The organism is Terriglobales bacterium (genome assembly GCA_035937135.1).
Taxonomy (GTDB): domain Bacteria; phylum Acidobacteriota; class Terriglobia; order Terriglobales; family Acidobacteriaceae; genus DASYVL01.
Genome location: DASYVL010000166.1, coordinates 1 through 21,043 on the forward strand (window position 1 = coordinate 1; position 21,043 = coordinate 21,043).

The 21,043-nt window shown below is 64.1% G+C and carries 16 protein-coding genes and 2 tRNA genes; 5 read left to right on the plus strand and 13 right to left on the minus strand.

All coding sequences use genetic code 11. From position 1 onward, the window contains the following. Nucleotides 1-360 precede the first annotated feature (360 nt). Nucleotides 361-771 carry a redoxin domain-containing protein gene (locus VGQ94_09640; GenBank protein ID HEV2022778.1) on the plus strand — a complete coding sequence of 137 codons (411 nt, stop codon included), beginning with the start codon at nucleotides 361-363 and terminating at the stop codon, nucleotides 769-771. A 407-nt stretch (nucleotides 772-1,178) separates the two neighbouring features. Here VGQ94_09640 and VGQ94_09645 read toward each other — a convergent pair whose 3' ends face one another. After that, on the minus strand, nucleotides 1,179-2,234 hold the full coding sequence (locus tag VGQ94_09645; GenBank protein ID HEV2022779.1) for a 3-deoxy-7-phosphoheptulonate synthase: 1,056 nt from the start codon (nucleotides 2,232-2,234) through the stop codon (nucleotides 1,179-1,181). Between the two features lie 229 nt (nucleotides 2,235-2,463). Between VGQ94_09645 and VGQ94_09650 the strand changes: the two genes are divergently transcribed. After that, a complete protein-coding gene (locus tag VGQ94_09650; GenBank protein HEV2022780.1) occupies nucleotides 2,464-3,027 on the plus strand; it encodes a cupin domain-containing protein in 564 nt (187 codons plus the stop codon). 255 nt (nucleotides 3,028-3,282) lie between these two features. Here the strand turns inward: VGQ94_09650 and VGQ94_09655 are convergent, their stop codons facing one another. The 9 genes from VGQ94_09655 to VGQ94_09695 all read right to left on the minus strand — a co-directional run bounded on the left by VGQ94_09655 (nucleotide 3,283) and on the right by VGQ94_09695 (nucleotide 12,095). Continuing rightward, complete coding sequence (locus VGQ94_09655) at nucleotides 3,283-3,807, minus strand: dihydrofolate reductase family protein (GenBank protein HEV2022781.1); 525 nt, start codon at nucleotides 3,805-3,807, stop codon at nucleotides 3,283-3,285. Between the two features lie 164 nt (nucleotides 3,808-3,971). Beyond that, nucleotides 3,972-4,048: transfer RNA gene (locus tag VGQ94_09660), tRNA-Pro, on the minus strand. Nucleotides 4,049-4,119: 71 nt separating this feature from the next. Further along, complete coding sequence (locus VGQ94_09665; GenBank protein HEV2022782.1) at nucleotides 4,120-4,458, minus strand: metal-sulfur cluster assembly factor; 339 nt, start codon at nucleotides 4,456-4,458, stop codon at nucleotides 4,120-4,122. 39 nt (nucleotides 4,459-4,497) lie between these two features. Continuing rightward, nucleotides 4,498-6,681, minus strand: a complete 2,184-nt coding sequence (locus tag VGQ94_09670) for an RNB domain-containing ribonuclease (GenBank protein HEV2022783.1) — start codon at nucleotides 6,679-6,681, stop codon at nucleotides 4,498-4,500. Next, the gene (murJ, locus tag VGQ94_09675; GenBank protein ID HEV2022784.1) at nucleotides 6,678-8,303 is read right to left on the minus strand and encodes a murein biosynthesis integral membrane protein MurJ; all 1,626 of its coding nucleotides are present in this window, start codon (nucleotides 8,301-8,303) and stop codon (nucleotides 6,678-6,680) included. The genes VGQ94_09670 and murJ overlap by 4 nt, the downstream gene beginning before the upstream one ends. 100 nt (nucleotides 8,304-8,403) lie before the next feature. After that, nucleotides 8,404-9,096: a haloacid dehalogenase type II gene (locus VGQ94_09680; GenBank protein HEV2022785.1), complete on the minus strand. Its 693-nt coding sequence runs from the start codon at nucleotides 9,094-9,096 to the stop codon at nucleotides 8,404-8,406. 87 nt (nucleotides 9,097-9,183) lie between these two features. After that, entirely contained in the window at nucleotides 9,184-9,852 is a 669-nt protein-coding gene (locus VGQ94_09685) for a hypothetical protein (protein HEV2022786.1), read from the minus strand. A gap of 96 nt (nucleotides 9,853-9,948) precedes the next feature. After that, nucleotides 9,949-10,989, minus strand: coding sequence for an OB-fold nucleic acid binding domain-containing protein (locus VGQ94_09690; GenBank protein HEV2022787.1), 1,041 nt, complete (start codon nucleotides 10,987-10,989; stop codon nucleotides 9,949-9,951). Nucleotides 10,990-11,006: 17 nt separating this feature from the next. Continuing rightward, complete coding sequence (locus VGQ94_09695) at nucleotides 11,007-12,095, minus strand: peptidylprolyl isomerase (GenBank protein ID HEV2022788.1); 1,089 nt, start codon at nucleotides 12,093-12,095, stop codon at nucleotides 11,007-11,009. Between the two features lie 158 nt (nucleotides 12,096-12,253). On the opposite strand from VGQ94_09695, the gene VGQ94_09700 reads away from it, so the two are divergent. Next, entirely contained in the window at nucleotides 12,254-14,164 is a 1,911-nt protein-coding gene (locus VGQ94_09700) for a S9 family peptidase (GenBank protein HEV2022789.1), read from the plus strand. 29 nt (nucleotides 14,165-14,193) lie between these two features. Here the strand turns inward: VGQ94_09700 and VGQ94_09705 are convergent, their stop codons facing one another. The 3 genes from VGQ94_09705 to VGQ94_09715 form a co-directional block, all read right to left on the minus strand. Beyond that, a complete protein-coding gene (locus tag VGQ94_09705) occupies nucleotides 14,194-15,801 on the minus strand; it encodes an AsmA family protein (GenBank protein HEV2022790.1) in 1,608 nt (535 codons plus the stop codon). Between the two features lie 68 nt (nucleotides 15,802-15,869). Then, nucleotides 15,870-16,643 (minus strand): SpoIIE family protein phosphatase, encoded by a 774-nt coding sequence (locus tag VGQ94_09710; GenBank protein HEV2022791.1) that lies wholly within the window; start codon nucleotides 16,641-16,643, stop codon nucleotides 15,870-15,872. A 59-nt stretch (nucleotides 16,644-16,702) separates the two neighbouring features. After that, nucleotides 16,703-18,109 carry a tetratricopeptide repeat protein gene (locus tag VGQ94_09715; protein ID HEV2022792.1) on the minus strand — a complete coding sequence of 469 codons (1,407 nt, stop codon included), beginning with the start codon at nucleotides 18,107-18,109 and terminating at the stop codon, nucleotides 16,703-16,705. Between the two features lie 38 nt (nucleotides 18,110-18,147). Here VGQ94_09715 and VGQ94_09720 point away from each other — a divergent pair, with 38 nt between their 5' ends. Together VGQ94_09720 and VGQ94_09725 are read left to right on the plus strand one after the other, a co-directional pair. Next, nucleotides 18,148-20,640, plus strand: a complete 2,493-nt coding sequence (locus VGQ94_09720) for a M1 family aminopeptidase (protein ID HEV2022793.1) — start codon at nucleotides 18,148-18,150, stop codon at nucleotides 20,638-20,640. A 65-nt stretch (nucleotides 20,641-20,705) separates the two neighbouring features. Beyond that, a tRNA-Ser gene (locus VGQ94_09725) sits at nucleotides 20,706-20,798 on the plus strand. Nucleotides 20,799-21,043: the final 245 nt, after the last annotated feature.

A 21,043-nucleotide genomic window follows, 5' to 3' on the forward strand; every position in this document is an offset into this window, starting at 1 on the left:
ATGTGGTTTCGGCTCGCTAGTAACCCAGGCCATTTGATCTTGCAATTCCAGCAGCTTAGAGGCGTCTAGTCGAGAGGATTTTCCGCACAGTCTGGGAAGCGGGTTCTTTGCCACGCCTGTCTCAGGCGTAGGGTAGGCGCACCCATTGGATAACGTGCGGCCGCGTCAGTGCAGAGACAACGACGCTTCCAGCGATCGCACCCGCGCGGCTTGCTTTATAGTGTGACCATGAGCGCACCGCGCGTTGGTGATGTAGCGCCCGAGATCGTGCTCTCCGATTCGACAGGCGAGAAGCGCAGTTTGTCGTCCCTAACTCCGTGCGTTCTGATTTTCTACCGCGGCCACTGGTGACCCTTCTGCATCCGCCAGTTGGCGGACTACGGCAAGCGTACGGGCGACTTTTTGCAGGCGGGATATCGCGTCGTCGCCTTGTCGGTGGACGAGCCGCAGCGCACGGAGCATCTGCGGCGGACGTTGAGCTTGTCCTTCCCAATTTTGTGCGACGTCGAGCGGCAGGTGGTGCGCGGCTGGGATTTGTTCAACCCGGGCGAGAAGGGCGGCATCGCCGTGCCCGCCACGTTCGTGCTCGACGGCGAGCGGCGCGTGCGCCTCTCCTCCGTCGAGGACGTACGACATCGCGCCGGCGCCGACGAGGTGCTGGCGTGCCTGCGCGGCCAGGCGACGCAGGCGGCCAAGCGAACGTTGCGCCCCGCCATGTTGCGCGCGCTGCGCAACATGTTCCGCTACGGCCTCGTCTCGCCGCGAAAATGAGTTGACCGGGCCCTACTCGCTCTGCGTCTGATGATGTGAGCGCGTGGTCCCGGCCGAGCGCAGCGAGGTGCTCGACCGTATCTCTGTTAGGACGATTCCTCACCGTGGAAATCCAGGCTAGCTGTGTGCCCTGGTGTGCCGGAAAACCCACCGCTTGTGCTCGGTGAAGTCCTTGAAAACTCAGACCCCTCGCGTATCCGCGGCGACAGGGCCGAAACCACATGGTTTTCGCACAGCCTTGGTCACTTTCCGATATGCCCGTAATGCGTCCAAGTGAGAGGCTCTCCCCCGTACCGTCGCAGGAGCTGTCTCTGTACCAAACACTGCTGATGTTTGCTCCATGGATGTTCATGCGATAGCAATGCGCACGGGGCCGGTTACCAACCTGCCAGAAAATCATAGACAGATCAACAACAAGCTGATCGAACACTTTCAGCAAGTTCTTTAAGCAATTCGAGAGTTTCCTCCCACGCTATGCAGCCGTCGGTGATGCTCTGGCCGTAGGTCAAGGGTCGTCCGACGACTAGTTTTTGGGCACCTCCGACCAAGTTGCTTTCGATCATCACTCCGATGATGCGCCGGTCGCCGCCGGCAATCTGCATGATCACATCACGACAAACGGACGGTTGCTTTGTGTAATCCTTGTTGCTGTTGGCATGGCTGCAATCGACCATGACCCGCGGCGCCAGGTTCGCCTCCCCGAGTTGCGCGCAAACTCGGTCAATAGAATCGGCCGTGTAGTTTGCAGCCTTTCCTCCACCTCGTAGGATGACATGGCAGTCAGGGTTTCCGGTCGTGACGAAGATGGCCGATTGCCCGTGCTTCGTGTGTCCGAGGAAGCAGTGCGGACGGGCGGCAGACTGAATTGCCTCGATAGCGACGGCGACGTCTCCCGAGGTTCCGTTCTTGAACCCGACAGGACAGGAAAGGCCAGAAGCCAACTGCCGGTGCAGTTGGCTCTCGGTGGTACGGGCCCCAATGGCGCCCCAGCTCACAAGACCGGCCAAGTACTGGGGGGTGATCATGTCTAAGAACTCGGTTCCGGACGGCACGCCCATTTCTGCCAGGTCAAGGAGGAGGTGTCGAGCCATCCGCAGGCCGTCATTGATCTTGAATGATTCATCCAGGTGGGGATCATTGATCAGCCCCTTCCAGCCGATGGTGGTTCGGGGCTTCTCGAAGTAAACCCGCATCAGAATGTGCAACTCTTTGGACAGTTCCTTCCTGGTGTGCTTGAGCAATCCCGCATATTCTCGGGCGGCTTTCGTGTCGTGAATCGAGCACGGCCCAACAACAACAATCAGGCGATGATCCTGGCCATTCAGAATGTCGAGAACCTGGCTGCGCGCCTGATATACAGTCTGGGCCGCCTTGTCGGTGATGGGGAACTCTTCCTCCAGAAATACGGGCGGGAGAAGAACTTTGGTCCATCGAATGCGCAGGTCTTCAGTGTTATAAGGCATCCCTGTTTTACCGTCGATCCAACCCTCTGCTTACCCCGGCTTCTATGATTAAGGAAAGAATGGTCGGCCCTAGCAGACGATTTTAGAACTCTGGTTTTGTGAATCTCTGGGATTCTCAGAATCCCAACCGACCGTCCAGGAAGGCCACATATCCCTTCACGCTGGAGCTATCCGTCCGGCTGCACAACCTGAATTGAAGTTGCCATTCAAGGAGTCTATGCTGCCTGGCATGAAACAGACGACCCTGCTCATCATTGTTGCCCTCTGCGCGTCAATTTGCGCCGCACAATCCCCAGGCGCGAAGTCCATTGTGCTTGAAAAGAACGATGGAGAAAAGCGGGTGCGGCGTCCACGTGGATCGCTACCCATTCCGACAAGTGAGTTCATTCTCAAAGTCACTCCGCAGAACAGCGGCTCGAAACACCTTGTGCTTGGCACCGAAAACATTCCTCCCGGAGGCGTGATTCCCCGGCATAAACATCTCGAGCAAGATGAGATCCTGCTGATCCAGACGGGCACCGCGCACGTCACTTTGAACGACAAGGAATACGATGTGCATGCCGGGAGCATGGTCTTCTTCCCCGCTCAGACGTGGGTGAGCCTCAAAAACATCGGCAAGGACAGCATCAGCCTAGTCTTCATCTTCTCCGCGCCGGGCTTCGAAGAGAACATGCGATGTTCGTCAGTGCGGGCCGGGCAGCCTGCGCCACCGATCACCACCGACGAACTCAGGACCTGCGCCCATAAGGGTCACGTTGAGTATGAAGCACTCACCGCGCCGGCAAAGAAATAGTCTCCACCAGGAACTGATTGGAATCCCGCGGGGTATCTGCGTTCATCAGCATTGCTAGCGATGACGCCATTACGGGTTTGCTTGGAAGTCTCTGATCGAAAAGGCCCAAACAAGTTGGTCGGCCCTAGCAGACGATTTTAGAACTTTGCTCGTGCCGGACGTCGGAATGGGATGGTCGGAATCGCTGGGTAACTGGTGATAAGGGAATTTAGCGATAGTTACGGATAACGACCGAAGGTCCGAACAGGATCATGTCTATGCGACAACGCAGTACTCGCTCTGGACGAGGCCGCTGGGATAATGCCGAGTGGTTACGTGCCGGAGCTGAATGTCATGCGGCACGGTTCCGAACAGAGGGATGCCTTCTCCAACGAGCACCGGCACGCGAGTGATAATGAAGCGCTGAACGAGCCCCGCGGAGAGGAATCTTTGAATGGTGATCCCACCGTCAACGTAGAGGTGGCGGGCGCCGCTCGCCGCGAGCCGAGAAACGATCTCGCCCGGAGCCCCAGCCATTTGTTCAACCACGCCTCCGACGGCCGCGGACAAGTCGATGGGGCGGCTACTCAGAACTACCACGCGCTTCTTGCCATAAGGCCAGCCGCCGAGGGTCAAGACCTTCTCGAAGGTGTTGCGGCCTATCACAATCACGTCGACGCTGGCGATGAACTCGTCGTAGCCATGAGGTTCGCCGCCGCCGGGCGGCAGAAAGTCGAAATCGCCATTGGGTCGCGCCAGGAAGCCGTCGAGGCTGGTACCGACAAATACGGATATCGTCATTTTGGAATCCTTCGAAGTTTGCTGTTGCCGTAATTCGGGCCGACATTATGCTCCAGCGGGGCGAGTGTTGAAAACAGCTCTGGCCACCCAGTAAACAAAGAAACAGTTCAAAAGTGCTGGATGGGTCCGCGAGTAAGTCGCTGAAAACGCTCAGTTGATTTTGATGGTCGGGACGGGCAGATTTGAACTGCCGACCCCTCGCACCCCAAGCGAGTGCGCTACCAGGCTGCGCCACGTCCCGACGGGAAAATCACCGCTGAGCAGCGGTGAACAGGGTGAATTCATTTTACACGAGCGTTGTGTTCTTCCGGCCTAGCTGCCGCCGGGGGATCTCATGGCCTCGATCTGGTCGTCCTCGATGCCCAGCTTCTGGCGGCCTTCGGGGCTGATGCGGTGCGGAGTCCAGGGCGGGTCCCACACCACGCGCACGTCGGCGGTATTCACGCCGGGGATGCCCAGCACGGCCATCTTTACGTCGCGGGAGATCTCGGTGTGCGAGGGGCAGCCCTGCGCGGTGAGCGTCATCTCCACGCGCACGTCGCCCTCCTCGACCTCAATGTTGTAGATCAGGCCCAGGTCCACGATGTTCAGCGGGATCTCCGGGTCGTAGCAGAACCGGAGCTTCTCCATGACCTCGTCGCGTGTCGGCATATCCCTAGATTCTACCCGACCCTTGAGGAGTTTGCCCGCTCATCGCCGGCGGTGCGCGGGCGGCGCTTCCGCCACCACCGCGAACTGGATCTTGCGCTGGAAGCGGTCGATGCGGTCCACCAGCACCTGTACGCGGTCGCCGAGCGAGTATTTCTTCTTCGTACGCTCGCCCACAATCTGCTTGGTGTTCTCCCGATACGTGTAGCGGTCGCCGGTGAGGGTACCGAGGGGCACCAGGCCCTCGATGAACAGCTCCAGCAGCTCGACGAAGAAGCCGTACTTGGTGACGCTGATGATCAGCCCCTCGAACTCCTCGCCGATGCGCTCCTGCATGAACTTGATCTTCTTCCACTCGATCAGCTCGCGCTCGGCGTCGGCGGAGCGGCGCTCCGACTGGCTCGATGCGTCCGCGATGTCGTGCAACGACTCCAGGGTGAGGGGCGCGTCCTGGTGCGCGTCATGGTGCGCTTCAGGGAACACTCTCTTCAGAATGCGGTGCACGATCAGGTCGGGATAGCGCCGGATGGGCGAGGTGAAATGCGTGTAGGTCGGCGAGGCCAGCGCGAAGTGCCCGACGTTTTCCTCCGAGTAGCGCGCTTGCTTGAGCGAGCGCAGCATAAGGTAGGAGAGGATGCGCTCTTCCGGCTTGCCGGCAATCTTCTGTGTCAGCTTCTGGTACATGTGCGACGTGACGTGGACTTCCCGCGGAATCTCGAGCTCGCGCGGCCGGCGCCCGCTGCCGTCCCGGTCGCGGCGCTCGCCGCGGAACTGCATCCGCTGGATGGGCAGCGCGCCCACGCCCAGCGAGTACCCGAAGGCCGCGGCCACGGTCTCAAACTCATAGACTTTCTTCGCGTCCGGCTTCTCGTGGATGCGGTAAAGCGACGGGATCGCCTTCTTCTCCAGGAACGCGGCCACGCATTCGTTGGCCGACAGCATGAATTCTTCGATCAGCCGGTTGGCGATGTTGCGCTCCGAGCGCGTCACTCCCTGCATCATTCCCAACTCGTCGAACTCGATGAGCGGCTCGGGCAGGTCGAAGTCGATGGAGCCGCGCCGCACGCGCTTGCGGTTGAGCACCAGCGCCAGTTCCTTCATCAGCTCGAAGCTCTCCACCAGCGGCGCGTAGCGCTTCCGCAGCCCAGCGTCGCCTTCGAGGATGAGGTTCACGTCGGTGTAGGTCATGCGCTCGGCGGAGCGGATGACGCCTTCGTGCAGTTCGTAGCCGACCACGTCGCCGCTGTGGTCGAGCTCCATGACGCAGGACATCACCAGGCGCTCGGCGTGCGGGCGCAAGCTGCACAGATCGGTTGAGAGCTCCACCGGCAGCATGGGCACGGCGCGGTCGGGGAAATAGACGGAGGTGCCGCGCAGGCGCGCCTCGGCGTCCAGCGCCGAACTTGGCCGGACGTAGTGGGCGACGTCGGCGATGTGCACCTGCAATTCGTAGTTGCCGTTCGGGAGGCGCTGTACGGCAATCGCGTCGTCGAAGTCACGCGCCGTCTCGCCGTCGATGGTCACGATGGCGACCGCGCGGTAGTCGCGGCGGCGCTCCAGCTCAGCCGCCGGGATGATGTCCGAAAATGCCTGCGCCTCCTCCAGCGTCTCCGCCGGGAAGCGGTGCGGCAGGTGGTACTTGCGGATGATGATCTCCACGTCCACGCCAAAGTCGTCTTCCGAGCCCAGGATCTCGATCACCCGGCCGCGCGGACTCTGCGTGGGCGTGGGCCAGTCGGTAATTTCCACGTCCACCACCACGCCCTCCAGGTCGCGGACATCAGGGCGCCGCTTCGCCTCCTCGCCCAGGACGCGATGCGGGCTGGCTTTCGACTTTTCTCCGCGCTTCTCGTGTGGGGTCTCTGCGTCCTCTGCGGTTCGATCTTGCGGCCGCTCCATCCCGCGCGGGATCTCGATGTCCTGGTGGATCTTCTCGTCGATGGGCGTGACGGTATTGAAGCGATGCCCGTAGTGGAAGGTCCCGACCACGGTCGAGTGGGCGCGTCCGGCGACGCGGAGGATGCGGCCCTCGGCGCGCCCGCCTGGGCGGATGCCGCCCAGCTCCACTACCACGCGATCGCCGTGCATGGCCTGTCCGACGCCTCCCGGCGGGATGAAGATGTCGCCGTCGAGCTTCGAGCGCAGCTTCGTGCTCTCCGGGATGACGAACCCGTAGCCATCGCGGTGCATGCTCAGGCGTCCGTTGACTGTGTTCTTCGCGCTCATTCGCTTGGGGAGATGCCTGCGCCCGGTTGGCGAAGCAAGCCCGGCAGTTCGGAGCGGGTGAGCCACAGTCCGGCCGCGACCGCGCCCGCCCAGGTGATGGAGACCACCCCCAGGACCTCAAAGTCAGCGGCGCGGCTGCCGTCGAGCGCGATCACGCGCGAAGCGCCGTAGGCGGCCGCTCCCGCCACCAGCGCCGTGGCCAGCGCCTTCGAAATCTCCCGCCACGGCATGGCGCGCGCCGGCACCAGCCGCCGCCGGTCGAGCAGCACCCCCAGCACCAGTGTGTGGGCCACAATGCCGATGTCGGAGGCGATGGCGAGGCCCACCACACCCAAGGTGTTGAACATCCAGGAATAGACGGGCAGTGAAGCCAGCGTCACCACGGTCCCCGCGACCATCGGCGTCATGGTATTGCCGGCGGCGTAGAAGGCGCGGGCGTAGAGCGCCTGCGCCGCCCAAAAGGGCAGCGAGAGCGCGAACCAGAAGAAGAATATGGAGGTCTCCTGCGAGTCGAAGAACTGGAAGCGGCCGCGGCGATAGACCAGGTCCACCAGCGGCAGCGCCGACGCCATCATCCAGGCCGCCACCAGCAGGGAGACTGCCGCTGTCCGGTAAACCATGGCGCTGACGCTCGAGGCGAACTCCCCCATCTTCTTCTCGCCCACCAGTCGCGCGAAAAACGGCAGCGACGCCTGTCCCGTGGCCTGCGCCAGCACCGCCACCGGCACGGCGAAGAGGCGCTTGGCGTAGTTCAGCCGCGTGATATCGCCGGCGCCGCCCTGGGCGAAGAGGCGCAGTATCCATTCGTCCGCCGCCACCAGCGTCACGCCCAGCATCAGCGGGATGGAGAGCCGCACCCATTCGCGGAAACCGGGATGACTGAAGTCGAAGGACGGCCGGTAGCTCATTCCGATGCGCGCCGCGCCGATGGCGTTGATCAGGAACGGTCCGGCGAAGGCGCCGGCCAGCGCGCCCACCGCCAGCGACGCGATCCCCATCCGCCCGGAAAGCAGCACTCCGCCAAGGATGATGCCCAGGTTGTAGATCAGCGGCCCCAGCGCGGGGAACAAAAAGAGCCGCCGCGAGAGCAGTACCGCAGAAACCACGCCGCCCACGTAGAAGAAGACCTGCGCGGGGAGGAGAATGCGCGTCAGATACACGCACAAGTCGAGTTGCTGCGGCGAGAAGTCACGGAAGATGAGCCGCAGAAGCTGCGGCGTGAACACCATGGCCAGCGCGACGCCGGCGATCAACACCGAGGTCATCACGGTGATGACGATGGAAAAGGCCCGGTGCGCGTCTTCTTCGCGACCCTCGGCTTCGTAGCGGGTGAAGATCGACACGAAGGTGATGGCGACGGCGCCTCCCGCCACCAGGTAGTTGAGAAAATCGGGCAGGGTGAAGGCGGCGACGTAGGCGTCCGTCTGGGTGCCGGCGCCGAAGGCCCAGGCGATGTAGGCCTCGCGGAAGTATCCGATCACCCGCGAGAGCATGATGGTCGAGGTCAGCAGCAGCGTGGCGGAAAGCGCGCTGTGCTGATGCGAGGGTCGCAATGTCTCGGTGGTGCGCCGCAAACGCTCGCGAAAGTCCCCGGGGGGAGGAGTGGCCTTGCCGTTGCCCATCGTTCGCGATTCTAAGGGATAAACCCAAACAACCGGGGTGCTTTGTTGGCATCCTGGGATTTCGCGCCCCCGGGAGCGTGGCCAAGTAGCGCCGGCGGCGCTACGTTGCCATCTCCGCCAGCGTCTTCAGATCGGGCACTTCGAGGTCCGGCTGCCCCTGCGCCGCCTTGGTGGCGCCCTCGCCCGTTCTCCCCGCGCGCCGGTTCACCCACACCGTCGCCAATCCCAGCTCCCGCGCCGGAACGATGTCGTGGTAGATGCTTTGGGCACAGTGCAGCACCGCGTCCGGCGGCAGCGCGATGCGCTCGAGCGCCAGCCGGAAGTTGCGCTCTGAGGGTTTGTAGCTTCCGGCCTGCTGCGCGGTGATGACCCAGTCGAAGGGGACTTGGAGCAGGCGCGCGGTATCCGCGAAGAGGTCGTCGTCGGTGTTCGAGACGATGGCCAACTTGAATCGGCTCTTGAGTTTTCCGAGCGCCGCCACCGTATCCGGGAAGGGCTGCCAGTTTTTGAGGGACTCGGGCAGCGAGCGCGCTTCTTGCTCAGAGGCCTCGAAGCCCAGACGCTTGCCGAATCCGCGCGCCACGGCCTCGAGGATCTTTCGGTAGGACTGATACTCACCCGCCTCGGCCTCCGCCTCGAGTTCTCCATAAAGTTCGAGCAGCTTCTCGTCTGTCAGCGATTTCCCATGCGCCGCCATCAGCGGGCGCAGCGCCGCCAGGATCCCGCTCTCCCAGTCAATGAGGGTGCCATAGCAGTCGAAGGTCAGGACGCGGAAGCGGTGAAAGTCCAGCATGGTGCTCCTGGTTCACGGCAAAAAAGAAGCTCCGCTCCCGCAAGTGCGGGGAGCGGAGCCTCCACTGGGGGAGGGAAAGTCCCAACCCTACATCTTGATCGTGACCGGCTTGGTCAGCTTGAACTCGAGCAAGGTCTCCGACGGAATCGTGATGTTCTTGTTGCCGGTGAAGGCCGAGCCCGCGGTCCCGGCGCCGGCTCCCACGCCCGCGCCGATGGCTGCTCCCTTGCCGCCGCCCGCCAGCGCGCCAATCACCGCGCCCAGGCCCGCTCCGCCGCCTACCATGACGGCAGTGCGCTTGCCCTTGCCCCTCTGGGCGCGCATGGGAGCCGTGGTCTCGATGTCGTACTTGCCGCTCTTCACCGTGACCGAGTTCAGGGTGAGCTGCAACCGGGCGCCGCCCTTGAAGCGGCCGAGCGGCTTGGCATCCACCACGGTGCCGGTCACGTCCGAACCCTCGGGGAGGACAACATTCTTACCCACCGAGACCGGATCGGCCAGGGAGCCCTCAAAGCTGTCGCCGGGGTTGCTGATCTTCGAGCCCACGGCCTGATTCAGCCGCACGGTCAGGATCGTGCCTTCAGGCACCGTGACCGGCTTGGCGGTCAGTCGCTCGATGAGGCCGGGAGGCTTAGATTCGGATGTCTTGGTGGGACCCGTTCCGCTGGATGGCTCCTCCGTCGGCTTACTTCCGCAGCCCACCAGCGCCAGAGCCGCAAACAACATCAACAAATGGGCGGCAAAGCGTTTGCTCATCTCCACCTCCTCCTGCATCTCTCGAATGCCCTTGTATCAGAATCGGACACGGGCCGCAATCGCCCGGAAGGACATGTACCTCGAACCGCCGCGGTTCTAGAAGCCCTGGGAGGACTTGCCGCCCGGCTCTTTGCCGCCGGATGCGGGCTCAGCGGCGGCCTCTTCCGCCTTCTTTTCCAGGAACTTCTTCTTGTTCAGCAGGGGTCGCGCCAGCGAAGGGTTGTAGCCGGTCCATTCGCCGCCCAGCTCGCCCTCGCGCTCCAGGTGGGCGCGCATGCTCTCCATCTTGGAGTCGAGGTCGTCGAGGTAGTGCAGCATGAGCGCCTCGGGGAACATGGGCAACTTGGGCGAGCCGAACTCGTACTTGCCGTGATGGCTAATGATGAGGTGCTCGATCAGCGTCTTAAGCTCCGCCGGGAAGCCCGGCACCTGCGCGATCTTCGAGTGCAGCATCTCCAGCTCCAGGATCATGTGGCCCAGCAGCTGGCCGCGGGTGGTGTAAGCGAAGGAGCGGGCGTAGCTGAGCTCGTGGATCTTCCCGATATCGTGCAGGAAGGCGCCCGCGAGCAGCAGGTCGCGGTCGATGTCGGGATAGTTGCGCGCCACCAGGTCGCAGAGCTTCATCAGCGAGACCACGTGGTCGAGCAGCCCGCCGATGTAGGCATGGTGCAGGGTCTTGGCCGCGGGCGCCATGCGATAGGCGGCGGCGATCTCCGGGTCCGCCATGAAGGCCTCAAGCAGCCCCTTCAGGTGCGGGTTCTCGAAACCCGTGACGAACTCGCCCACCACCCGCCACAACTCATCGATGTTCTTGGTGGTCTTGGGCAGGTAGTCGGCGTAGTCCACCTCCGACTCCCCCATGCGGCGCAGCTTGTGGATGGTGAGCTGGAAGCGGCGGTTGTAGCGGTTGATGAGGCCACGGACCTTGAGGAAATCGTCCTGGTCGAACGTGTCCATCGCCTCGGCCACGTTGTCCCACATTTTGGCGTCGATCTGTCCGGTGCGGTCGGCCAGGGTCAGCGAGAGGAAGGACTCCCCGTTTTTCTTGCTCTTGATCTGCTTGGAGGCGACGACGAACGACGAAGTGACGACCTGGTTCTCGTGCTCCGCGGATTGCCCGACGAAGAACTCTTTCATGTGGCGCCGCCTTCGGGCTAGAAGACCAGCAGCTTCTTCTTTTTCTTCTTTTTCTTTTCCTCGTCGCTCTGGGCGGCGGTCAGGATGGGCTTGGTCTGGTTGGGGCTGGCGCCTGAATCCACGTATCCCTGCTTGATGTCGATGTAAGCCTCTTCCCGCAGCTTGGTCAGGTAGATGCGCATCGCCGGCTGCAGCTTCTGGTAGTACAGGGCTTCCTGGATCTTGGGCTCGATCTCCTTGAACGTGGCCACGCCGGCAAGCTGGTGCTCGGTCACCTTGAGCAGGACGAAGCCCTGTTTGGTACGGATCACGCCGGAAACCTCGTTGACCTGCATGCTGAAGGTTTTGTCCTCGAGCTCCTTGGCCAGCTTTCCCCGCTCGAAGTAGCCCAGGTCTCCGCCCTGCTCGGCGCTGCCGCCGCTGGAGTTCTTCTTGGCCACCTCCTCGAAGCTGGCGCCCTTGCGGATCTGCTCCCGCAGGTCGTTGGCCTTCTGCTCCGCCGCGGCCAGCGCGGCTGCTTCCGGGGCGCCGCCTTGGGACTGGGGGCTCTGCGTGGACACCAGGATCTCACTCAGCCGCACCTGCTCCGGCCGCGCCAGCTCCTTCTGGTGGTCCTGGTAGTACTGCCGCGCATCCTCCTGGGGGATCTGGATCTTTGATCCCACTTCCTGGCCGATCACCTTCTGGGTGATGAGGCCGCTGCGGATGTTCTCCTTTACTTCTTCATAGGAGACGCCCTGCTGTCCGGCCTGCTTTTCCAGGTCTTCGAGGGAGGCCAGGTTCATCTGCTTGCGCATCTCGTCCAGCCGCTTGATGACCTCGGTGTCGGGGTTGATGCCTAGGTCCTTGCCGCGCTGCACCAGCAGGCGCTGGTCGATCAGGTCGCGGAGCACGTCCTTTTCCTGGGTGGCGAACATCTGCTCCGCCTGGGCCCCGTACTTCTGTTTGAGCTCATTGAGCACGGTTTCCCGGCTCTGCTGGAATTCGGAGCGGGTGATGATCTCGCCGTTGATCCGGGCCACGATCTCTTCCACCACGGTATCCGCGGTCAGGGGAAGGCTGAGCAGGGAAAGGGCAAGCAGGGGCATCCAAGTGCGTATCTTCATAGGCGGTTCGGGTTCCGTTCGAAGAAAGTCCGAGGGTCTTGGGAGCTTCGGCCCGTATAGTTTAACTCCGCCGCGGGGCGAACACCAGCGCCCGACTGCTATCATGTCTGCTCTTTGCAGGCCGCTTTTCTTGGAGACCGCTTTTCTTGGAGGAACTGATGAGACTCTTTTCCCTGGCCCTGCTGCTGACCCTATCCGTTCCGGCCGCGGCCCAGAGCGCGGCCCTGGCGTCCCCGGCGGCTCCGGTGCTGCGCAGCGCCGGCCGCTACGGCATGGAGCGTTATCTGAACATCCGCTCCGCCTCCCGGCCTTCGTACGCGCCCAACACCGACGACATCGCCTACCTCACCGCCGTCACCGAGGTGAACCAGGTATGGAAGCATCCGGCGCGGGGCGGCTGGCCCGAGCAGCTTACCTTCTTCAACGACCGCGTGCTGGACGTCGAATGGTCTCCGCGCGGCGACCTCATCCTGCTCACGAAAGACCAGGGCGGCGACGAGCGCGGCCAGCTCTACGTGATGGACCCCGAGGGCGAATCCATCGAGGCCCTCACCAGCAATCCCAAGGTGATTCACCAGTTCGGCGGATTCTCGCGCGACGGCGCGTGGATCTGTTACTCCTCGAACGAACGCAGTGAGCGCCTGTTCGACGTGTACGTGATGGAGCTGGCCACGCGCAAGGCGCGGCGCATCTATGCCGGCGACGAGAATTTCTATGCCCGCTCTTTTTCCCCCGACGGCCGCTACGTGCTGGCCGAGCGCGAGCGCTCGAGCTACGACAACGACCTGTTCCTGATTGATACGCAGAGCGATAGCATCGTCCACCTGACGCCCCACACCGGCGACGCCGTCTACCGCGACGTGGCCTGGCTGCCCGACGGCTCCGGCTTCTACCTGGCTTCCAACCAGGACCGCGACAAGTTCAACCTCGCCTTCTTCGACCTTCGCCGCAAGAGCCTGGCTTACATCGAGGACTCGCCCCAGGACTTGGACGACGCCACCGGCATCGCCATCGATCGCAGCGGCAACTTCCTGTTCTACGCCTGGGACCAGGCCGGCGCCTCCTCCGTGCGCATTCGCAACCTCAAGACCAATCAAGTGCAGATTTTCCGCGGACTGCCGTCCGGGGTCGTGGGCCAGGGGTCGTTCAACGGGGACGGAACCAAGGTGGCCTTCTCCTACTCCTCCGCCACCATCAACGGCGACGTCTGGGTGATGGACCTGAAGCAGGACCGCGCCTCGCAGGTCACGCACTCCACCCGCGCCGGCATCCCTTCCTCGAGCTTTGTCGCTCCCGAGACCGTCGCTTATGCTTCCTTCGATGGCACGCAGATTCCGGCCTTCCTCTACCTGCCCAAGGGAGCGGAGAAGCACAGCAAGCTGCCAGCGATCGTGAGCATTCACGGGGGGCCGGAGTCGCAGGAGCGCGCCAGCTTCAACGCCATCTACCAGTATTTCCTGAACCGGGGCTACGCGGTGCTGGCGCCCAACATCCGCGGCAGCTCGGGCTTTGGCAAGCAGTACATGCACATGGACGACTACCGCAAGCGTCCCGACGCCATCAAAGACGCCGCCTGGGCCGCGGACTATCTCAAATCCACCGGCTACATCGATGCCAAAAAGATCGCGGTCATGGGCGGCAGCTATGGCGGATTCATGACTCTGGCCCAGGCCACCATGTTCCCAGACCGCTGGGCCGCAGCGGTGGACATCGTGGGCATCTCCAACTGGTTCACCTTCTTCAAGAACACCGGAGCCTGGCGGCGCTCGCATCGCGCCAACGAGTACGGCGACCCGGAGAAGGACCCGGAGTTCATGAAGTCCATCTCGCCCATCAACTTCGTGAAGAACATCCGCGCGCCGCTGTTCGTGATCGCCGGGGCCAACGATCCCCGCGTCCCCAAGGGCGAAGCCGACCAGATGGTGGAGCAGGTGCGCGCCCGCGGCGTCCCGGTGGAATACATCTCCTTCCCCGATGAGGGACACGGCATGGCCAAACGTGCCAACCGCATCCGCGGATACACGGCCATCGCCGATTTCCTGGACAAGTACCTGCGCAACGCGCCCTGAGATAGCCCGAACAGGTGGGGTTCGCGCGGCTACGGTTTCTTCTTTTTCCCGAAGACCCCGCCCAGCACGCTACCCACGCCCTGGACGGGGGCGGCGACCGTGTTGGTCACGGCGCCGGCGACGTCCGGCAGGAAGATGGGCGCGGAGGTGGTGCCCTGAATCAGGAAGGGGACATTGCCCTTTGACTTTCCCAGGCTGGTGATCTGCGACATGCCGCTCATCATGCTGCCGGCGCCGCTCGTCAGTTTGGCGTTCATCTTGAAGTTGAGCGCGTTGCTGGGGCTGATGGTTCCTGCCCCGGTCACCGTTCCCATGCTGGGGACAATAATGGTCAGGCCGTCGGCGCGGATGCCCTCCGGTCCCACGCGCACCGACGAGGCCAGGGTCTGGATGGCGGTGTCCGCCCCGCTCCGCGCGCCCGCCAGCGCTCCCAGCCCGCCCAGCTTGGACCCTAGGTTGAAGCCTTTCAGCGTGGAATTCGCCACGTGGACCGGGCCGGTGATCACCAGGCGGTCGATGGGACCATCAATGGAGAGGTTGGCAGTAGCCGTTCCCCCCTGTAGGGACGAACCGGAGGGCAGCGAAACCCCCACGGCGGGGAGCGCGCTCTCCACGTCGTTGACCGGCAGTCCCAACGCTCGCAGCTTCATGTGCACGACCGGGGACTCGCCCCGGGTCTCGAAGTTGCCGGTGAGCTTGGCCAGGCTCTTCCCCACGTGGATGTCGCCGCGGGTCAGCGTGCCGGCCTGGCGCTCCAGGTCCAGGCTGGCGGCGTAGTCGAAGGTCAGCGGCTGGCGCGCCGGGCCGCCGCTGCGCACCAGCTTCAGCTTGCTGGCCGTGGCTTTGCCCTCCGCTTCTGCGGTCGTCCCGTCCGACGTGATCTTCCCGGTGTAATCCACGGTCCCCGCGATTCCCGAGGCCGGGTCCAGGAAGCCGGTGGAGGCCAGGTCCATGTGCTCGACGGCAATCTGGGCGTTGAGCGGGGTACGGGCGGCGTCGGTGCGGTCCACCGGTCCCGCCTTGCCTTCCAGCTTCATGGTTCCGCCGCCCGGCGTTCTGGCGTCCAGCTTGAAGGGCATGCTCGAGGTCAGGGAGAGATCATGGACCGTGAGGTTCACATCCTCATAGGTGTGGGTCTTGCCGCGCGCGCCCGCGCGTCCTACGGTGAGCCGGCTGTCCTTGATCTTCAGCACGTCCACGGAGAAGTCCGCGGCCGAGGAGGATGGCTTCTCTTTCGACTTCTCAGCGCTGCCCAAGCTGGAAAAATTCCACTTGCCCGCCGGGTTCTTCAGCAGCGTGACTTCTGCGTGCTGGATGGTGAAGGTCCGAACGTGCAATGCGTGGGAGAGGATGAGCGGCATCACGTCCACCCCGATGGCCAGGGATTTCGCGCGCACAAAGGGTGTCTGGCTGAACCCCGGATCGTCGGCGATAGAGACGTCTTCCGCCGTGATGCCTCCGGCCAGCAGGGAGAATCCCAGCTTGCGGATCTGCACCTCGCGCCCCAGCGCGGAGCTCATCTCGGTTTGGATGACAGGGCGGAAGCGATCGACATCCACGAACAGCGGCAGGGCGACGACCGCCAGGATCAGCACTGCGATTACAGCGCCGGCGATGATCAGGGCCTTCTTCTTCATCCAGGACCTCCTCGGCGCGCGAACCAGGGGTGTTCGCCTGAGGCAGAAATGCTAGCACCGGGCAAAGGTCAGGGCAACACGACGGCTTGCGGCCCCGGAGCTCGCAGCAGCGCCAGCGCGGTGATGTCGTTCTCCGGCGCCGCGTTCCGGATGAAGGCCTCCACCGCCTTCAGGATCGAATCGCAGATTTCCCGGGCATCGTGGAACTCCCGCGCCTGGAAGGCCTCGATCACCCGCTCCAGGCCGAACTCCTCCGAGCCCTCCCGGCTCTCCACCAGTCCCTTCGACACCAGCAGCACCGCCGCGCCCGGCTGCACCACGACCACTGCGGCATCGTGGGTGGCGTGGGAAAACAGTCCCAGGGGAATGCCGCTGGCCTGGAGCAGGGTGAGGCCTCCGGCGTCCCTCAGCAGCGCGGGGATGTGACCGGCGTTCACGTAGCTCAGCATGCCCAGCTTGGGGTCGAAGCTGCCGAGGAAGGCAGGCGCATGGCAGACACCCTCCGCCGCCTTCAGGATGGTGCGATTGATCAGGATGCCCAGGTCGGTCAGAGCGTCAGACTGGTTGGTATCTTCGCCCTGGAACAGCTCCGGTGCCTGCTTCCGAAAGAGTTCCTGGACCGCTGTGGCGATCTCCAGCGCCTCACGTCGCTTGCCCGCGATGTCCAGCAGCAGGAAGACCAGGCGGCCGCTGGGGGTGAGCAGGAAGTCGTAGAAGTCCCCGCCCATGCGCGCTGCGTAGTAGCGCGCAGCGATGCCCGCGCCCGGCAGCGTGGGCACGAGCGTGGGCGCGGGCAGCACCAGCGGGCGCTCTACAGTCGCCTGAAGAAACGGTAAACGCATCGGGAACCCTATGGGGGGAGACCCAGAAAATACCACACCTCGGCAGCCGTAGCCAGCGCTCAGGTGCCGTAGGTCTTCTTCAGATACTGCGCAATCTCTTCTTCCAGCGAAGCGTAGCCCGAGTGGATGGTGGCGCGCATGGCAGCCTCGGTCGAGCTTCCCTGCCCGATGCGCTCCAGGATGCGCACCAGGTCGCTCATCCCGTAGGTGTCCCGGATGTACTCCACCGCCGCCAGCGACTCGGCGTAGGCCACCACCGCCTGCTGGGTGGAGAAGCTGTTGAAGGAAGCCTCCAGCCCGTTCAGGGGGATCTGCGACCCGGAGGTGAACAACCGCGCCAGCGCCCGCCCGTGGGAGGCGGAGCTCTTGGGTTCCATCGCCTGGGCCACGCCCTCGTTCAGCCAGGTGGGGCAGCGGTTGTGGGTGATTTGAGCGATGAAAGAGTGCGCCAGTTCGTGCTTCAGCACCCGGGAAAGCTCCGAGGTCATGCTGCTCACGCCTTCGATGGGGATGCGCAGCTTGCCATCGTTGATCGCTCCAGTCCACCCCGGCGCCTGGGTCACGTCAAAGAAGGCCTGTTCGGTGTAGAGGATCACCGGGATGCTGGCGCGCGGCGAGACTCCCAGCTCGCCGGCGAGGGTGCTGTAGTGGGACTCCAGGGTCGCCAGGATCTCCCGCCGCAGCGCCGCCGAGCTTTGGCCTCCCTCGAAGCGCAGCGTGAAGTGCCCGGTTTCCTCCTGCCCGAACCGGCTCTCCGCCGTCTGCTCGCGCTCCGCCTTGCGCAGGGATTGGCGCACCGCCGGGTCGGGACGCAACTCCAGCGACCGCTTCCAGGCGCGGATGGCCTCCTCCGTCCTGTCGGATTTGTAATACGCCACGCCCAGGATCTTGAAGGCGTCGGCGGAGTTCGGCGCCAGCCGGGTGGCGCGCTCCGCCTGGCTCAGCGCTTCGCCGGTCCGTCCCAGCACCAGCAGCACGTAGGCGTAGTTGTCCAGGATGATCGAGTTGGCGGGAGTGAAGCTCAGCGCGCGCTCCAGGTAAAGGCGCGACTGCTCCAGGTTTCCGTGCGTGTACTCGTACTCCGCGGCGGCGTAGTAGGCCGCCGCCGAGTTCTCCGGGAAGCCTTCCTTTTCCACCGCCGCCAGGGCGACCGCGTCCACCCGGCCCTCGACCACGACCCGCCCGGAGAACTCCTCGGCGTGCGCCACCCGCTCCGTCGGTGGCGCCACTTCAATCTCCTGCTCCTGCGCCGCCGGGCCCCGTGAGACTACCGGCGCGCCTCCGGTGTCTATACGTTCGACCAGCGATTTGGCGATGGAATAGGTGTTGTCGCCCACCTCCCACTCCACCCGCCCGTTCTTCTCGCGCACGTTGCTGGCCAGGATGGTGCGGCCGTTCTTCAGGTGGATGGTCTCCGCCTGCGCCGCCAAAGCCAGGGTGATGAATAGGATGACAGAAGCCCGCACTGAGGCGCATTCTAACAAGAGGGGCGGCGGTTTCTGAAATGACCTTCCGGCGCAGGGTATCGCTGGGCTCGGCTGCGCTGCTTCTTTTGGCCGCCACCTCCGCGGCCCAGGTAGCTTCCGCGCCCTCCCCCGCCGCGCAGCTCTACCGGCAGTTGGGGAATGTCCGCCTCGATCCCCAGCGCGTCTATACCGTGCGCGATGCCAGCCTGAACCGCGAGGACCTCCACCTCTCCCTCAACGACGGCACACTGGCCTTCACCGAGAGCGTGGACGGCCGCATCACCGGCGCCTTCTTCGAGGGCGAAGGCGAGATTTTGCTGTCGCCTCCCAACCAGGTGGAGCGCGCTTCGCTCGCCCGCTTCACCGGCGCCGCCATCCTCAACGAGAAGTTTTCCACCGCCTACTTCCGCTTCAACGACGATACCTACGAAACGCTGCTGCCCAGCCTGCGCCCCAAGGCGGCGGTCCCGGTGGTCGCAGAAGACGCGGAGCCCAGCGAGAGCGAGACCGCGGCGCAGTTCGTCGAGCGCTGGAATCCGGCAGCCCGCACTCTGGCGGCTACCGATGCCCTGCGGTTGCTGGTCACTCTGACCTCCTCCCCGCCCACCAACCGCATGCTGCACGCCCGCCTCAGCGGCGACCACCTGGGAACCTTCGACGTCTTTTTCGACACCGCCCTCAGCGAGCAAATCTCCGCCGGCCAGATGAGCTACCAGGAAGGCGCGCGCTTCTACGACGTCTGGACGGCATTTCCCATGCGCTCCCGCCGCTCGCTTCAGGACGCGCCCCCGGCGCCGGAACCGCTTCGCATCGCTGCCTACAAGATTCGCACCCACGTCCTGGCCTCGCATGAGCTGGAGGCCGAGGCCGAGCTGACGGCTTTGGCGGGGGCCAGCGGCCGCAGGGTGCTGATCTTCGAACTCTCCCGCTACCTGCATGTCAGCTCGGTGACCGCCGACGGCCAGCCGGTCGAGTTCCTGCAGAATGAGTCGCTGGAGGGCAGCGAGCTTGCCCGCCGCGGCAACGACGTAGTCGCGGTCGTCCTCTCTCGGCCGCCGGCGGCAGGCCAGACCCTTACTCTGCGCTTTGTCTACTCCGGCGCCGTGCTCTCGGAGGCGGGTGGAGGCCTGATGTACGTGGGCGCGCGCGGCGCCTGGTATCCCAACTTCGGCCCGGCCATGGCCGATTTCGACCTCGAGTTTCGCTACCCCTCCGTGTGGACTCTGCTGGCCACCGGCAAGCGCGTCTCTCTGAACACCGTGGCCGGAGAGCAGGTGGCCCGCTGGATCTCCGAGCGGCCCATCCCGCTGGCCGGCTTCAACCTGGGCCAGTACGTGGCCAGCTCCGCCAAAGCCGGGGACGTCCAGGTGGATACCTACGCCACCCACGCCATGGAGACTGCGTTCCCGCTGCGCAAGGCTGTGATCATCCCGCAGCCGAACCCGCGCGCCCGCGACCCCCTACCCCTGGAGGTGACTCTGCCGCCGCCCGACCCCGCCGCCAGTGCCCACCTGGTGGCCGAGCGCGCCGCCCGCACCATCGAGTTCCTCTCCAAACGCATCGCGCCCTTCCCCTACAGTTCTCTGAGCATCTCCCAGATGCCCGGTCGCCGCAGCCAGGGATGGCCGGGCCTGGTCTTCCTCTCCAGCTACGCCTTCCTGCCCGCCTCGGATCCCTCGCGCCCTCCCGGCGACAGCTTTGACGCCATCCTCTACGAGCGACTGATGCAGGCGCACGAGACCGCGCATCAGTGGTGGGGCGACTCGGTCCTGTGGAAGTCCTACCGCGATCAGTGGGTGATGGAGGGACTGGCCAACTACTGCGCGCTGCTGGCCATCGAACCCGAACGTCCGGCGGACTTTCGCACCGTGATGCAGCAATATCGTCAGGACCTGCTTCACAAGAGCAAAGGCGATCTGCTGATGAAGGATGCCGGCCCGGTCACCGCCGGCGTGCGGCTGGCGTCCTCGCGCTTCCCCGACGGCTACGATGTGGTGGCCTACGGCCGGGGCACCTGGCTCTTCCACATGCTGCGCCATATGCTGCGCGACGCCGGTGCCCTCCAGGGGCGCGCTCGCGGCGCCCGCCCCCCCGAGGGCGACGAGCGTTTCTTCCAGGTGCTGGCCACGCTGCACCAGCGCTTCCGGGGCCGCGAACTCTCTACCGCCGACGTCCAGCACGCCTTCGAAGAGGACCTTCCTCCCGCGCTCCGCTTCGAAGGCCGCGCCTCGCTGGACTGGTTCTTCTCCGGCTGGGTGGAGGGTACCGCGCTTCCGCGGCTGGAACTGAAGGACGTCCGCTTTGCGCGCCGCACCGGCAAAAACGTTGTCACCGGGACCATTCTGCAAAAGGAAGCCCCGGACTTGCTCGTCACCGTGGTGCCCGTTTACGCCACCGGCGGCGGCGGAAGACCGGTGCTGCTGGGCCAGGTCTTCGCCGACGGACCCGAAACCTCCTTTAGCTTCCCCGCTCCAGCGGGCGCCACCAAGCTCTTGCTCGACCCCTACCAGACCGTCCTCACCCGGCCGTGATCGGCGGTCTCCATTCTTGCCATCCGTTATAATTGCCTCGGCGCATCGCCCGCCCGTTTTCCTCCGGAGAGGTGGCCGAGTGGCTGAAGGCGGCGGTTTGCTAAACCGTTATAGGGTCAAAAGCTCTATCGGGGGTTCGAATCCCCCCCTCTCCGCCAGTTCATCCTTACTCTTGTGGGCTCAACCGGCTAGAAGTAACCAGGCAGGAACAACCGCTCTCCCTTCGGGCCTTGCCCAACCGGCAAAGGCACGCACTGTAGTAAAAATGTAGTAGTCCCGTGATGGGAGAAGGAAATGCCCCTTCAAGAAATTCGTGTGCTCCTGGGATGGCTCGACCTTCGTCGTCAGGCAGACTGCCCGCGAAATCTGGAATCCTGCGCATCCAGATAGTCGATTGGGACAG